Source organism: Aliidongia dinghuensis (assembly GCF_014643535.1).
Lineage (GTDB): Bacteria > Pseudomonadota > Alphaproteobacteria > ATCC43930 > CGMCC-115725 > Aliidongia > Aliidongia dinghuensis.
This window is the reverse complement of sequence record NZ_BMJQ01000023.1, coordinates 39489-52222: the sequence shown is the minus strand read 5'-3', so window position 1 is coordinate 52222 and position 12734 is coordinate 39489. Positions and strand designations below refer to the sequence as shown.

At 67.2% G+C, this 12734-nt stretch carries 16 protein-coding genes; 2 read left to right on the top strand and 14 right to left on the bottom strand.

The window, feature by feature from the left end; genetic code table 11:
• Positions 1-193: 193 nt before the first annotated feature.
• Complete coding sequence (gene rpmE / locus IEY58_RS30480) at positions 194-421, top strand: 50S ribosomal protein L31 (protein WP_189051952.1); 228 nt, start codon at positions 194-196, stop codon at positions 419-421.
• Between the two features lie 80 nt (positions 422-501).
• Here rpmE and IEY58_RS30475 read toward each other — a convergent pair whose 3' ends face one another.
• The 12 genes from IEY58_RS30475 to IEY58_RS30420 all read right to left on the bottom strand — a co-directional run bounded on the left by IEY58_RS30475 (position 502) and on the right by IEY58_RS30420 (position 9661).
• Positions 502-942, bottom strand: a complete 441-nt coding sequence (locus IEY58_RS30475) for a DUF1465 family protein (RefSeq protein WP_189051951.1) — start codon at positions 940-942, stop codon at positions 502-504.
• 158 nt (positions 943-1100) lie between these two features.
• On the bottom strand, positions 1101-1541 hold the full coding sequence (locus tag IEY58_RS30470; RefSeq protein ID WP_189051950.1) for an acyl-CoA thioesterase: 441 nt from the start codon (positions 1539-1541) through the stop codon (positions 1101-1103).
• Positions 1538-2335 (bottom strand): alpha/beta fold hydrolase, encoded by a 798-nt coding sequence (locus tag IEY58_RS30465; protein ID WP_229744075.1) that lies wholly within the window; start codon positions 2333-2335, stop codon positions 1538-1540. The genes IEY58_RS30470 and IEY58_RS30465 overlap by 4 nt, the downstream gene beginning before the upstream one ends.
• Positions 2332-3642, bottom strand: coding sequence for an O-acetylhomoserine aminocarboxypropyltransferase (locus IEY58_RS30460; protein WP_189051949.1), 1311 nt, complete (start codon positions 3640-3642; stop codon positions 2332-2334). The genes IEY58_RS30465 and IEY58_RS30460 overlap by 4 nt, the downstream gene beginning before the upstream one ends.
• A gap of 318 nt (positions 3643-3960) precedes the next feature.
• Positions 3961-4737: a 3-hydroxybutyrate dehydrogenase gene (locus tag IEY58_RS30455; protein ID WP_189051948.1), complete on the bottom strand. Its 777-nt coding sequence runs from the start codon at positions 4735-4737 to the stop codon at positions 3961-3963.
• Between the two features lie 177 nt (positions 4738-4914).
• A complete protein-coding gene (locus IEY58_RS30450) occupies positions 4915-5100 on the bottom strand; it encodes a DUF1192 domain-containing protein (RefSeq protein WP_189051947.1) in 186 nt (61 codons plus the stop codon).
• 15 nt (positions 5101-5115) lie between these two features.
• The gene (locus tag IEY58_RS30445) at positions 5116-6207 is read right to left on the bottom strand and encodes a quinone-dependent dihydroorotate dehydrogenase (RefSeq protein ID WP_189051946.1); all 1092 of its coding nucleotides are present in this window, start codon (positions 6205-6207) and stop codon (positions 5116-5118) included.
• Positions 6204-6563: a DUF952 domain-containing protein gene (locus IEY58_RS30440; RefSeq protein WP_189051945.1), complete on the bottom strand. Its 360-nt coding sequence runs from the start codon at positions 6561-6563 to the stop codon at positions 6204-6206. Before IEY58_RS30440 ends, IEY58_RS30445 begins: the two co-directional genes overlap by 4 nt.
• A 109-nt stretch (positions 6564-6672) precedes the next feature.
• Positions 6673-7437: an amino acid ABC transporter ATP-binding protein gene (locus tag IEY58_RS30435; RefSeq protein WP_189051944.1), complete on the bottom strand. Its 765-nt coding sequence runs from the start codon at positions 7435-7437 to the stop codon at positions 6673-6675.
• 17 nt (positions 7438-7454) lie between these two features.
• Positions 7455-8108: an amino acid ABC transporter permease gene (locus tag IEY58_RS30430; RefSeq protein WP_189051943.1), complete on the bottom strand. Its 654-nt coding sequence runs from the start codon at positions 8106-8108 to the stop codon at positions 7455-7457.
• Positions 8109-8121: 13 nt separating this feature from the next.
• A complete protein-coding gene (locus tag IEY58_RS30425; protein WP_189051942.1) occupies positions 8122-8781 on the bottom strand; it encodes an amino acid ABC transporter permease in 660 nt (219 codons plus the stop codon).
• Between the two features lie 46 nt (positions 8782-8827).
• Entirely contained in the window at positions 8828-9661 is an 834-nt protein-coding gene (locus IEY58_RS30420) for a transporter substrate-binding domain-containing protein (RefSeq protein WP_189051941.1), read from the bottom strand.
• A 323-nt stretch (positions 9662-9984) separates the two neighbouring features.
• On the opposite strand from IEY58_RS30420, the gene IEY58_RS30415 reads away from it, so the two are divergent.
• Entirely contained in the window at positions 9985-10824 is an 840-nt protein-coding gene (locus tag IEY58_RS30415) for a branched-chain amino acid aminotransferase (protein WP_189051940.1), read from the top strand.
• A 32-nt stretch (positions 10825-10856) separates the two neighbouring features.
• Here the strand turns inward: IEY58_RS30415 and IEY58_RS30410 are convergent, their stop codons facing one another.
• A complete protein-coding gene (locus IEY58_RS30410; RefSeq protein WP_189051939.1) occupies positions 10857-11630 on the bottom strand; it encodes a class II glutamine amidotransferase in 774 nt (257 codons plus the stop codon).
• Between the two features lie 40 nt (positions 11631-11670).
• Positions 11671-12651, bottom strand: coding sequence for a lysylphosphatidylglycerol synthase domain-containing protein (locus IEY58_RS30405; protein ID WP_189051938.1), 981 nt, complete (start codon positions 12649-12651; stop codon positions 11671-11673).
• Positions 12652-12734 lie beyond the last annotated feature (83 nt).

Genomic DNA, 12734 nt, shown 5'->3' with positions numbered 1-12734 from the left:
TCGCGCTCTTCTGTCGTGCAGTAAAATCAGAGGGGTAGATGGGCAGTCCGGCCGCCGCCGCAAGGCGAGCCTTTCGATGCGCGAGGGTTGGGCTTGCAATCCGCGCCGGTCTCAGGCATGTATCCGCCCCTCATTCGAGTTGCAACGCAGCGGGGCCGCCGCTATAAGACGCGGCTTATCGCGGAGCCATGCCATGAAGACCGAAATTCACCCCGATTACCACGAGATCACCGTCGTGATGACCGACGGCGAGAGCTACACCACGCGGTCCACTTACGGTAAGCCGGGTGACACGCTGCGTCTCGACATCGATCCGAAGACCCATCCGGCCTGGACCGGCGGCCAGCAGCGCCTGAACGACCAGGGCGGCCAGCTCGCCCGCTTCAACAAGCGCTTCGGCGGCTTCGGCATCAAGTACTAAGCGGTTTCGACCGTTCGGGAAGGCTGACGCGCCGGCTTGTCCGGCGCGTTCGCATTTGAGGCAATAGGCGGCGAGCGTACTCAGGCCGATCCTGCCGTCCCGCCGTGCACCAGGACTTCGCGCCTCACCCGTTCGTCGAGGCGCGATACCCGGACATAGAGCCGGAGCGAGCGCTCGAGCAGCGCCGACAGCCACTCGTCGCCCAGGCGGTCCACGTCATCGACCACCGTCAGGCAGATCTTGCTGCCGCCCAGCGCATAAGGCTCTTCCGCGCTGTCGGCGAGCGTGATCTCGCCGGCGTAGACGGCCCGCTGCGCCAAGAGCCAGGCCATGATATGGGCAAGGCGCGTTGTGAGGCGCATGGTCTCGCAGCACAGCATCAGCCGGTCGGTCGGCGTCAGGGCCGGCGGCGCCCGCAACTCGTTGACCGCAACGTAATTGCGCGCCTCGATCAGAAGCCCCATGGCCTCGTCGTAGGTCCGGCCGAAATAGGCCGTGTTGGCGGATGCCGGGTTCAGCATCGCGAGAAACCGCGATCGGGTGCGCCCGAGGGGCGCGGAAGGTTGGTGGGCCGAGCCCGACAGGTGCAGGCGTTCATAAAGATTAAGATAGGGCGGCGGCCTGCGCTGTCATCCCCCCTACGTATTCGTACGGAGGCCGGCTCCGTACTGACCGGGCGTCAGGCGACCACGAGCCGTCCCAGAATGGCTCTTGCCGTCTCGTCGAGCGGCACCGGCCGTCGCGTCGTGCGATCGACGAAGACATGGACGAAATGGCCGGTCGCGGCCGGCGCCTCGATATTCTCGCGGAAGAGGCCAATCTCGTAGCGCACGCTCGAGGTGCCGAGCCTTCCCACGCGCAGGCCCGCCTCGACCGTCTCCGGGAACACGAGCGGGGCTGCGAAGCTGCAATGGCTCTCGACGCAGAGCCCGATCGTCGGCGACCGCTCGATGTCGAGCAGTCCTTCGGCGATCAACATCTTGTTCACGACCGTGTCGAAATACGAGTAGTAGACCACGTTGTTGACGTGGCCGTAGACGTCGTTGTCCATCCAGCGGGTCGGGATGTCGAGGAACCAGCGATAGTCGGCGCGGGTGGTCGGCTTGTCCACGAGGGTCATGCTCGGGCGATCTCCGTCAGCGCTGCGGTGACCGCGCCGGGCGCCTCCTGCATCATCATGTGCCCGGCGCCGGGCAGCACGATCGTCCGGCTGCCCGCGATCGCCCGGGCGAGGGGTGCTGCCTTGGCCGGCGTCGTCATCTTGTCCTCGGCGCCGAGGATCAGCCGGGTCGGGCAGGCGACGCGCGCCGCCGCGGCGAGCGCGTCCTGGTAGGTCGCACAGGCGGCAAGATCGCTCGCAAGGCTCTGCCGGTCACCGCGCTCGAGCAGCCGTTCGGCACCGGCCGGCAGGTAGCCGCCGGGCGTACCGACCGATCCCAGCAGGCTCTGCCGACCGAAGCTCCAGCCGACCATCATGTCGATCACCCGGTGATCGCCGGCCCTAGCCGATTCCAGCATGGTCGGGTGGACCGCCATCTGCGGCACCGTGCCGAGCAGCGCCAGGCCCGTTGTCCGGTCGCCGCCCATGGCCGCTGCCTCGAGCGCCACAAGCGAGCCCATGCTGTGGCCGGCGAGCGCCGCCCGGGCGACGCCCAGCTGGTCGAGCAACCGCCAGATCCACCCAGCCATGGCTGCGACCGAGTCCAGGGCCGGCCCGGCGCTGCCGCCATGGCCGGGCAGGTCGACCGCCAGCACCGACCAGCCGCGATGGGCGAGTGCCCGCGCCTGATAGGCCCAGACGGTATGGTCCATACCGGCGCCGTGGACGAGCACGATCACCGGCAGGTGCGGGTCGAACGGGCGGCCGCCGGTCGCGATGCCGATCGATCGGCTATCGAGCATCGGCGCCGTCACTTGCGCGGCTCCTGCAGCTTCTGCGCCCGCCGCAGCGCTTGGGCCAGATCGGCGATCAGATCGTCCGGATCCTCGAGGCCGACCGAGAGGCGGATCATGTCCTCGCCAATGCCGGCGCGCGCCAGGTCCTCGGCCGCGAGCTGCTGGTGGGTCGTGCTCGCCGGATGGATCACCAGGGTCTTGGCGTCGCCGACATTGGCCAAGTGCGACACGAGGCCGAGGGCGTCGATGAAGGCCTTGCCGGCGGCACGGCCGCCCTTGATGCCGAAGCTGACGATCGAGCCGGCGCCGCGCGGCAGCAGCTCGGCCGCGAGCGCATGATCCGGATGGTCGGGCCGGCTCGGGTGATTGACCCAGGCGACCGCCTCGTGACCGGCGAGGAAGTCGATCAGCCGGGCGGTATTTTCCATGTGGCGCGCCATGCGCAGCGGCAGCGTCTCGACACCCTGCAGGATCTGGAACGCATTGGCCGGGCTCATGCACGCGCCGAAATCGCGCAGTCCCTCGGCCCGCGCCCGCTGGATGAAGGCGGCCGGGCCATATTCGGCGGCGAAATTGATGCCGTGATAGCCGGCATAGGGCTCGGTCAAGGTCGGGAACCTGGCTGATGCCGCCCAGTCGAAACGGCCGCCGTCGATGAGCGCCCCGCCGATCGCGACGCCATGGCCGCCCAGCCACTTGGTCGCCGAATGCACCAACAGGTCGGCGCCGAGCGCCAAAGGCCGCATCAGATAGGGTGTGACGAAAGTCGCGTCGACCAGCAGCGGCAGCCCATGGGCGTGGGCGAGCGCCGACAGGCGCGGGAGGTCGGCGATCTCCAGCCCCGGGTTGCCGATGCATTCCGTGAACACGAGCCGCGTCTCGGGCCGGATGGCGGCAGCGAAGCCGTCGAGGTCGCGTGCCTCCACAAACGACGTTTCGATACCGAAACGAGGAAGGGTCAACTTCAGGAGATTGGTCGAGCCACCATAGAGCGAGGCGGAGGCGACGATATGGCCGCCGGCGCCCATGAGCGTCGCCACGGCCAGATGCAGCGCCGCCTGGCCGCTCGCGGTGCAGATGGCGCCGACGCCACCTTCGAGCGCAGCCAAGCGCTCTTCGAGCACGGCCACGGTCGGGTTCGAGATGCGGCTGTAGACGTGGCCGGGCTGTTCCAGGTTGAAGAGGGCGGCCGCCTCGTCGCTCGAACCGAAGACGTAGGAGGTCGTCTGATAGATCGGCACCGCGCGGGCGCCGGTTGTCGGATCGGGGCGCTGGCCGGCATGGAGCGCCAAGGTCGCGAATTTCGGCCCGTAATTCTCGGCCATGGCAGGGAGCGGCACCTTTCGGGCGGGGCAGTGGGTCAATGAGGCGTGCCCGCATCCTAGCCCGGCCGCGAAACCGGGCTCAATCCTGGTTCTTGTGTCGGCCAGACGCAAAAACGGCGGGCGCCGCGAGGGCGCCCGCCGGGAAAGTCCTGGTGAATTCCTGTTCCGTCCGACCGCGGAGCGGTCCCGGCTAGTAGAAACCCCTCAAAATGTTCGTGCGCTACCGGCCGATAATGTGGTCTTCCCACCGCGGCCACGCACGGAACCTACGCGTGCCGAATTAAGGATTCCTCTCCAATACTCGGCAATTTAGCTAATTCATTCAGCGACCCAGCCGCCGTCGACCGAGAGTGCCGTGCCGGTCGTCGTCTCGGCATTGTCCGAGCACAGATAGACCGCAAGACCGCCCAGATGCTCGGGCGTGGTGAATTGCTTCATCGGCTGCTTTTCGCCGAGGAGGGCGGCCTTCTCGGCCTCGACCGACGTGCCGTTCTTCTGGGCGCGATCCTCGATCTGCTTTTGGACGAGCGGGGTCAGCACCCAGCCCGGGCAGATCGCATTACAGGTGACGCCGTCGTTCGCGGCTTCGATGGCGACGACCTTGGTCATGCCGATGATGCCGTGCTTGGCCGCGACATAGGCGACCTTCTGGGCGCTACCGACCAGGCCGTGGGCCGACGCGATGTTGATGATGCGGCCCCACTTCTGCTTCTTCATGTGCGGCAGCGCCGCCTTCGAGGCGTGGAACGCGGCCGACAGGTTGATGGCGATGATCGCGTCCCACTTTTCGTCCGGGAAATCCTCGGTCAGGGCCGTGAACTGGATGCCGGCGTTATTGATCAGCACGTCGACCGAGCCGAACGCCTCGACCGTGTCGGCGACCATCTGCCGGATGTCGGCCGGCTTCGACATGTCGGCCGCCGAATAGGCCGTCTTGATGCCGTGCTTCTGGGCGAGGCCGGTCTTGACCTTCTCGATCTCGGCGGCGTCGCCGAAGCCGTTCAGCATGATGTTGTAGCCCGCGGCCGCGAGGGATGTCGCGATTCCGAGCCCGATCCCGCTCGTCGAGCCGGTGACGATGGCGCTCTTGGTCATGGGTATCTCCTGGTGAAGGTCGGTGAACAGGACGGAAGGCTGCCCTGCCCCGTGGGCGTGTCCAGTGGGCGCATCCGGTGGGCGTGTCCCGTGGAGGATATAACGACAGTTTGCCGGTCCGGAACCGGTGGAAGGTGCAGTTTTTTGCGGGCGCGAAGAAAAGCCGCGTCCCCGAGGTCAGCGCTTGAACAGGCCTTCCACGCCGGAACGATGGCTTTCCTTGGCGGCAATCGCGATACGGGCGCGTGCGATCTCGGCCTCGAGCCCGGCGATATAGTGCCGCAGTTCCTCAACCGAAAGCGGCGTCAGGTCCTTGGGGGCGATTGGGCGCTTCTGCGGCAGCTCGTCGTCATCCAACGCCATGTCGTGCTCCCTGGGTCATGCTCCCTGCCGATGGACGCCGGAGGCGACGCGGTCGGCGCCGCTGCCGACCGCCTCGGCGACATGGGCAAAGCCGTCGCGCCTGAGGCAGGCGGCGAGGTCGCGCTTGATGCGCTGGATGAGCGCCGGCCCGTGATAGACCAGCGCCGAATAGAGCTGCACCAGCGAGGCACCGGCCCGGATCTTGGCATAGGCGTCCTCGCCGGAGGCAACGCCGCCGACGCCGACGAGCGGGATGCGGCCGTGGGTGCGGCGATAGACCTCGGCCAGCACGGCGGTCGACGGTTCGAACAGCGGCTTGCCCGACAGGCCGCCCGGCTCGGGCGCGTTGATGCTGCGCAGCGTGGCCGGCCGCGCCACCGTCGTGTTCGACACGATGATGCCGTCGATCTTGGAATCGAGTGCCACCTCGGCGATGTCGTCGATTTCCTGGGGTGTCAGGTCGGGCGCGATCTTGAGCAGGATCGGTGGCGGGCGATCGAGGCGGACTGCATCACGCGCCTCGATGACCGCGTGGATGAGCGCGCCCACTTCGCTCCGCCGCTGCAGGTCGCGCAGGCCCGGCGTGTTCGGCGAGGAGACATTGATCACGAGATAGTCGGCGAGCGGCGCCAGCGTGGCGACACCGCGGCAATAATCCGCCGTCGCGTCGGCCGCGTCGCGGTTCTTGCCGAGATTGGCGCCGACGATGCCGCGGCGCGCGCGGGCGGTAAGGCGCGCCGTGACGATGCCCAGGCCCTCGTTGTTGAAGCCCATCCGGTTGATGACGGCGCGATCCTCGACGAGGCGGAACAGGCGCGGCTGCGGATTGCCGGCCTGGGGGCGCGGCGTCACCGTGCCGATCTCGCTGAAGCCCATGCCCCAGCGCAGCATGGCGTCGGGCACCTCGGCATTCTTGTCGAAGCCGGCGGCGAGCCCGATCGGGTTCGGGAAATCGAGATTCCAGAGACGCGTCGCCAGCATCGGCTCGTCGGCCGGCGGCCGGGCCGGGGCGAAGCCGGCCTTGAGCGCGCGGATCGTGAGCTCGTGCGCGCGTTCCGCCGGCAGCAGCCGCAGAAGCGGGAGTGCTATGGTCGCGAGCGCCATCATGGCTGCTCGCCCGACCGGTTCAGCGGCGGGAACAGATGCTTGCCGTCGGGGCCGAGCGGCAGCTCGCGCACCCAGCTGACGGCGGTCAGCGGCAGCGACCCGTGGAGATGCGGGAAGAGCGCGCCCGAGCGCGACGGCTCCCACTTGAGCTCCGGCCCGAGGGCCGCCGGATCGACCGCGATGAGCACCAGCCCATCCTGGCCGGCGCGGTGGCGGGCGGCGCTTTCGACGATCTGCTCGGCCGTCGAGAAATGGATGAAGCCGTCGGCCTGGTCCTGGGTGGAGCCACGATAAACGGAGCGCGCGGCCGCTTGCCACTCGTCACGCCGGCACATATGGAAGATGAGGTCGGTCATAGGACCTCGAAGCGTAGGCCGCCGCGCGACGGGAGGCAAGACCGCCCCGCAGGCTGCGATGGGCCGTGCGACATCGCCGCCCCGGGGGGCGTTCCGGGCGGCGCCGGTCTCAGTCGCGCGAGGAGCGCAGGAACTCGGCGAGGCGCGGGCTCTTGGGCGCGCCGAAGATCTCAGACGGCGGTCCTTCCTCGGCGATCCGGCCCTGCTCCATGAACACGATCCGGTGCGACACGTCGCGGGCGAAGCGCATCTCGTGGGTAACGATCAGCAGGGTGGCGCCTTCGGCGGCGAGCGCCTTCACCGTCTGCAGCACCTCCTGCACCAGCTCCGGGTCGAGCGCCGAGGTGATCTCGTCGAGCAGCACCAGCTTCGGGTTCATGGCGAGCGCACGGGCGATGGCGACACGCTGTTGCTGGCCGCCGGAGAGCTGGCTCGGGAAATGGTCCGCCCGATGGCCGAGGCCGACCTTGCCGAGCCAGCTCTCGGCGAGCGACCGCGCCTCGGCCCGCTCCATGTGCCTGACCTTGCGCAGCCCCAGCATCACGTTGCCCGCCGCGGTCAGGTGCGGGAACAGGTGGAAGCCCTGGAACACCATGCCGGTCATGGCGCGTTGGCGCGACAGCTCGCGATCACCGAGCCGCCGGCGCCGGCCGTGCTGGGTCCGGTAACCGATGGCCTCGCCGTCGAGCACGATCTCGCCGTCCTCGAACTCCTCGAGCAGGTTGACGCAGCGGAGCAGCGTCGTCTTGCCGGAGCCGCTCGAGCCGATGATCGACACGACCTCCCGCTCGTGAAGGGCGAGATCGACGCCCTTCAGCACCTCGACGCCGTGGAAGCGCTTGTGAAGGTTGCGGATTTCGAGCAGCTGCGGCATGGGCGGGATAACCTTCACTAGTGGGCGAGGCGGCGTTCGACCGCCTTGCCCAGCCGTTCGACGGCGAAATTGACGGCGAGGTAGAAGCAGCCGGCCAGCACGTAGAAATCGAGGCTCATGAACGTGCGGCCGATGATCTCCTGCACCTTCAGCAGGAAGTCGCCGACGCCGATGACGGAGAGCAGGGTCGAGGCCTTGACCAGCTCGACGCCGGTATTGATCCAGGTCGGCAGGATCGACCGGAGCGCCTGGGGCAGCAGCACATAGACGAGGATCTTCGGGTATGTCAGCCCGATCGAGCGGCCCGCCTCGATCTGGCCGGGCGGGATCGATTGCAGCGCACCGCGCACGATCTCGCCGACATGGGCGCCGCAGAACAGCGTCAGCGCCAGGATGCCGGAGGTGAGCGCGTCGAGATTGAGCCGGAACACGGCCGGGAGGTAGAAGGCGGCCAGCACCAGGACCAGTACCGGTGTGCCGCGCAGCACGTCCACATAGATGCGGCAGGCGAGCTTGAGCGGCTTCGGTCCCTCGGCCAGGCTGACGCCGATCAGCAGGCCGAGCAGGCTGCCGGCGGTAATTGCCGCGGCCGAGACGCCGATGGTGCAGAAGAGGCCGCTCGCGAGCGCGCTCCGCGCCATCCAAAGTTCGTCGAAGAACGAGGCATCCATGGTCGGGGCGTCCTCAGAACTTGGGGAAGCGGCGTTCCAGCTGCCTGAGGCCCGCGGCCAGCAGGAAGCAGGTCGCGATATAGAGGGCGCTTGCGACGCTCCAGCTTTCGACCACGCGGAAACTCTCGGTGTTGATCTTGCGCGCCTGGAAGGTGAGCTCCGGCACGGCGATGACCGCGGCGATCGACGTGTCCTTGAACAGCGAGATCATCGTGCTGCCGAGCGCCGGCAGCGCATTGCGCAGCATGATGGGTGCCACGACCCAGACGCTCGTCTGCAGCCGGGTGAGCCCGATCGCGCGGCCCGCCTCGATGACGCCCTTCGGCACCGACAGGAGGCCGGCCCGGAAGACCTCCGTCAGATAGGCGCCGGCATAGAAGCCCAGCGACAGGATGAAGCTCGTGTATTTGTCGAGCCGGATCCCGAGATCGGGCAGCGCGAAATAGGCGATGAGCACGATGACGAGGATGGGCAGGTTGCGGAGCACCGTCACGTAGAGTGCCGCGATGGTCCGCGCGGCCTTGATCTGCGACACGCTGGCGAAGCCGCCGATGAGGCCGATGATCATGCCCATCAGCACGGCGGCGGCGGCGAGCCCCAGCCCGAGCGACAGCCCCGACAAAAGCTTGTCGAAGCTGCCCCACACCACCGAGAAGTTGATCGAGTAACCCATCCCCGCCTAGCCCATCCCCGTCCAGCTCATCCCTGTCAGCAGCCGGTCAACGCATCTCGGACGGGAAGCCGATCTTGGGCTCGGGCGGCGTCTCGCCGAACCAGGTTTCGAACGACTTCTTGTAGTCCTCGAAATCGACGCCGGTCATGGCCTCGCGCAGCGCCGTGTTGACATATTGCAGCCAGTCGGCGTCGCCCTGCTTCACCGCGCAGGAATAGGTCTGCGGGTTCCAGCCATAGCCGGCGTCGGTGTACTTGCCGGGGTTCTGCTTCAGATACCAGCGCAGTGCCGACATGTCGGTGGCCGCAGCGTCGGCACGACCGGAATTCACCGCCTGATAGATGAGGTCGAAGCTGTCGTACTGGTCGACCTTCGCCTCCGGCAGGGCCTGATGCACCATCTGCTCGGCATAGACGTTCTGCAGCACCGAGATCGTGACCTTGGAGCCGGCGGCCTTGAGCGCCGCATAGTCCGCGTACTTGCTGTTCTTGGGCTCGAGCAGGCCGACGCCCTCGCGGTAGTAGGGAATGGTGAAGGCGACCTGCTGGGCGCGCTGGGCGGTCACCGTCATCGCCTGGCAGGTGATGTCGACCTTGTCGGTCGTGATGTTCGGGATGCGCGCGTCGGACGCCTGGACCACGAATTCGACCTTGGACGGGTCGTTGAACAGGCCCTTCGCGATCAGGCGCGCGATGTCGATGTCGTAGCCGACGAGGTTGCCCGAGGCGTCCTTGAACTCCCACGGCGGGTTGGTGCTGCCCGTGCCCACGATCAATTTGCCGCGCTTCAGGACTTCCTGCAGCTTGCCCTCGGCCTTGGCCGAGCCTGCGGCGCCGAGGCCGAAGGCGAACACGCCCAGGGCCAAGGCCGCTGTCCTCATGCTTTTATTCCCCATGCGGTGAGCCATCCCGGTCTCCTTTCGCTTTTGGCGCTTGTTGCGCTATTTGTCCGGTATTTCGGATCAAAGTCTAGAATACCGGACATAAACCGTACGCGGAACCGGCGCCCGGCGCAAGCAATTGAATAGGGCGCAGGTTCTTCCAGCAGCGGTAGCCCATTGGGCATGGCGAATGCGGGCGGGCCTTTTCAGCGTGCGCGAACCGTGCCTAGGATTATGGCTCGGGGTCTGCCGATGGCGGGCTCCGCTCTGCGCATCTTACTGCGAAGCAGCACGTCCCAGGGGAAACCAGCAGGGAGGACCTTATGGCGTCCTGGACCTACGTGGATGGGGAATGGTTATCGGGTAATCCGCTGCTCCTCGGGCCGATGAGCCATGCCATGTGGCAGGCGTCACTCGTGTTCGACGGCGCGCGCGCGTTCGAGGGCACGACCCCCGACCTTGATCGCCATTGCGCGCGTGTCGTGGCGTCGGCCCGGGCGCTCGGGCTCGGCCCCATGCTGACGCCGGGCGAGGTCGAGGATATCGCGCGCGAGGGTCTCGGCCATTTCACCAAGGATGCGGCGCTCTATATCCGGCCGATGTTCTGGGCCGAGGGCGGCTTCCTCGGCGGCGCGCCGGAGACGACACGCTTCGCGCTCTCGGTCTATGACCTGCCGATGCCGTCGGCCGACGGTTTCTCCGCCGGCCTGTCCAGCTATCGGCGGCCGTCGCCTGAAACCGCGCCGACCGACGCCAAGGCGGCTTGCCACTACCCGAACAGCGGTCGCGCCATGGCCGAGCTCAAGGCGCGCGGTTTCGACAACGCGGTGCTGCTCGACCCCTTGGGGCACGTCGCCGAGTTCGCCTCGGCCAACCTGTTCCTGGTCAAGGACGGCGTGGTCGTGACGCCGGAGCCGAACGGCACGTTCCTGAACGGCATCACGCGCCAGCGCGTGGTACGGCTGCTGCGCCAGGCGGGCGTCGAGGTGCAGGAGCGGGTCGTGACCGTCCAGGAGCTCTTGGCAGCGGACGAGATCTTCGCGACCGGCAATCTCGGCAAGGTGCAGCCGATCACGCGCTACGAGCAGCGGGAGCTCGGCCCCGGACCGCTGTTCCAGCGCGCCCGCGAGCTTTACTGGGCCTTCGCGCACAATGCGTTGTGACAACCAAGCCCTCGCCCGCAAGCGGGCGAGGGTCAGCTCGCTCCGAACGGCGAGAGCGCCACGCGGCACGGGCCTTCGACCGTCAGCAGGTGGCCAGCCGGCACGCGATGCCAATGGTCGGCGATCTGGTCGAGCGGCTCCGACACGATGATGAGCCCGTCGGGCTCGCAGCCGTAATAGAGCGACGGCGGTTCCGGGTCGGTCGCAAAGCGCACGGCGAACGTGCGCTTGCCGTCGCTCAAGGATGCGGTCATGCGAAACGGCTCGGCGACATCGTGCGCGGCCATGATCTCGAGCACGGTGCGGGTCGTCGCGGCAAGCGCCGCCGCCGGGTCGTCATCGAGCCCGTGGTGGAACAGCAAATAGAAGAACAGCTCGCTGTCGGTCGTGCCCTGGCGGCAGTGATAGAGCTCGTCGGGGATGAGCTGCTCGAGCGCGCGCCGGATCCGGTCGTAGCCGCCGATCTGGCCGTTGTGCATGAACAGCCAGCGGCCGTGGGTGAAAGGGTGGCAGTTCGCCCGGCTGGTCGCCGTGCCGGTCGAGGCGCGGACATGGGCGAAGAACAGCGAGGCCTGCAGCTGGTGCGACAGGCTCTTGAGGTTGCGGTCGTTCCAGGCCGGCAGCGTCTCGTGATAGGTGCCCGGCATCTCGCGCTCGCCATACCAGCCGAGGCCGAAGCCGTCGCCGTTGGTCGCGACCCGCGCCTTGCGGGCGTGCAGGCTCTGCTGGATCAGGGAATTCTCGGGCTCGAACAGCAGCTTCTCGAGATAGATCGGGCGACCGCTATAGGTGAGCCAGCGACACATCGATCTTCGGTCCTCTCTGGAAAGGTCCTGTTTTGACTACCTAGCCGCGTCGGTCGGCCGCCTTGGGGCCGGTGGGTGCGTTCCGCCGCATGCGCTCGTGCGAGCGTTTGAACTCATTTATGAAGAAGATGACGCCACCCAGGGTCAGCGGCAACAGGTGATAGATGCCGCGATAGACGAGCAGCGACGACAATACCGCCTCAGGCGGCACCGAGGCCGACAGACTCTTCAGGATCACTGCCTCGAACACGCCAAGGCCGCCCGGCACGTTCGAGATGATGCCGAGGAAATAGGCGAGCACGAACACGCCGAGGAAGGTCGCGAAATTGAAGACGTTGTTCTGTGGCAGCAGCACGTAGAGCACGCTTGCGACCAGGAACCAGTCGATGCCGGAGACGGCGATCTGCACGGCGGCGAAGCGCGGGCTCGGGATGCGCAGCTCGAAGCCCCAGAGGCTGAGCGGTTCCCGGCGGAAATAGCCGACAGTGCCATAGGCCGCGACCACGGCGAGGCACAGCACGCCCAGCGCGTTGATGCCGGCCGACGGCAGGTCGGTCCAGGCCTGGACCCGGGCGCCGTCGAGCAGCAGGGCCACCCCGCCGATCAGGAACATGCCGAGGAACAAAGTAACCCCCGCCATGGCCATGATCTGCGCCACCTCGACCGCGCCGAATCCCCAGCGCGAATAGAGCCGGTAGCGCACGGTCGTGCCGGTGACCGAGGCGAATCCCAGCGAATGGCTGATCGAATAGGCCGTGAAGGCGGCGACGGCGACGCGCCAATAGGCGAGTTTCCGCTTGATGTAGCGCACGCCGATATAATCGTAGGACGTGAGCGCCAGATGGCTGACGGCCGTCAAGCCGGCGGCGATCAAGATCGACGACAGCGGGAACTCGTTGAGATCGTGCCACAGGTCCTGAAGCCGCATCTCGCTCAGCGAGCGGTACAGCAGCAGGATGGCGCCACCGATCAGGCCCAGGGTCAGGGCGGGGCCCAAATATTTGCTCAGCCTGTGCTTCATATAAATTTTCGACGCGGAGCGTCCTTTACGTCTTCTCGGGCGAGTGGGGGATGGCGCGTTCCTCCATGTAGCGGGTTTGCCGG

Coding starts and splice junctions, on each gene's coding strand:
- IEY58_RS30430 (WP_189051943.1), bottom strand. CDS start 8,108: ATGGATGCCTCGTTCTTCGACGAACTTTGGATGGCGCGGAGCGCGCTC.
- IEY58_RS30460 (WP_189051949.1), bottom strand. CDS start 3,642: ATGGCCGAGAATTACGGGCCGAAATTCGCGACCTTGGCGCTCCATGCC.
- IEY58_RS30470 (WP_189051950.1), bottom strand. CDS start 1,541: ATGACCCTCGTGGACAAGCCGACCACCCGCGCCGACTATCGCTGGTTC.
- IEY58_RS30415 (WP_189051940.1), top strand. CDS start 9,985: ATGGCGTCCTGGACCTACGTGGATGGGGAATGGTTATCGGGTAATCCG.
- rpmE (WP_189051952.1), top strand. CDS start 194: ATGAAGACCGAAATTCACCCCGATTACCACGAGATCACCGTCGTGATG.
- IEY58_RS30475 (WP_189051951.1), bottom strand. CDS start 942: ATGCTGAACCCGGCATCCGCCAACACGGCCTATTTCGGCCGGACCTAC.
- IEY58_RS30420 (WP_189051941.1), bottom strand. CDS start 9,661: ATGAGGACAGCGGCCTTGGCCCTGGGCGTGTTCGCCTTCGGCCTCGGC.
- IEY58_RS30450 (WP_189051947.1), bottom strand. CDS start 5,100: ATGGCGTTGGATGACGACGAGCTGCCGCAGAAGCGCCCAATCGCCCCC.
- IEY58_RS30445 (WP_189051946.1), bottom strand. CDS start 6,207: ATGATGGCGCTCGCGACCATAGCACTCCCGCTTCTGCGGCTGCTGCCG.
- IEY58_RS30455 (WP_189051948.1), bottom strand. CDS start 4,737: ATGACCAAGAGCGCCATCGTCACCGGCTCGACGAGCGGGATCGGGCTC.
- IEY58_RS30425 (WP_189051942.1), bottom strand. CDS start 8,781: ATGGGTTACTCGATCAACTTCTCGGTGGTGTGGGGCAGCTTCGACAAG.
- IEY58_RS30410 (WP_189051939.1), bottom strand. CDS start 11,630: ATGTGTCGCTGGCTCACCTATAGCGGTCGCCCGATCTATCTCGAGAAG.
- IEY58_RS30405 (WP_189051938.1), bottom strand. CDS start 12,651: ATGAAGCACAGGCTGAGCAAATATTTGGGCCCCGCCCTGACCCTGGGC.
- IEY58_RS30435 (WP_189051944.1), bottom strand. CDS start 7,437: ATGCCGCAGCTGCTCGAAATCCGCAACCTTCACAAGCGCTTCCACGGC.
- IEY58_RS30440 (WP_189051945.1), bottom strand. CDS start 6,563: ATGACCGACCTCATCTTCCATATGTGCCGGCGTGACGAGTGGCAAGCG.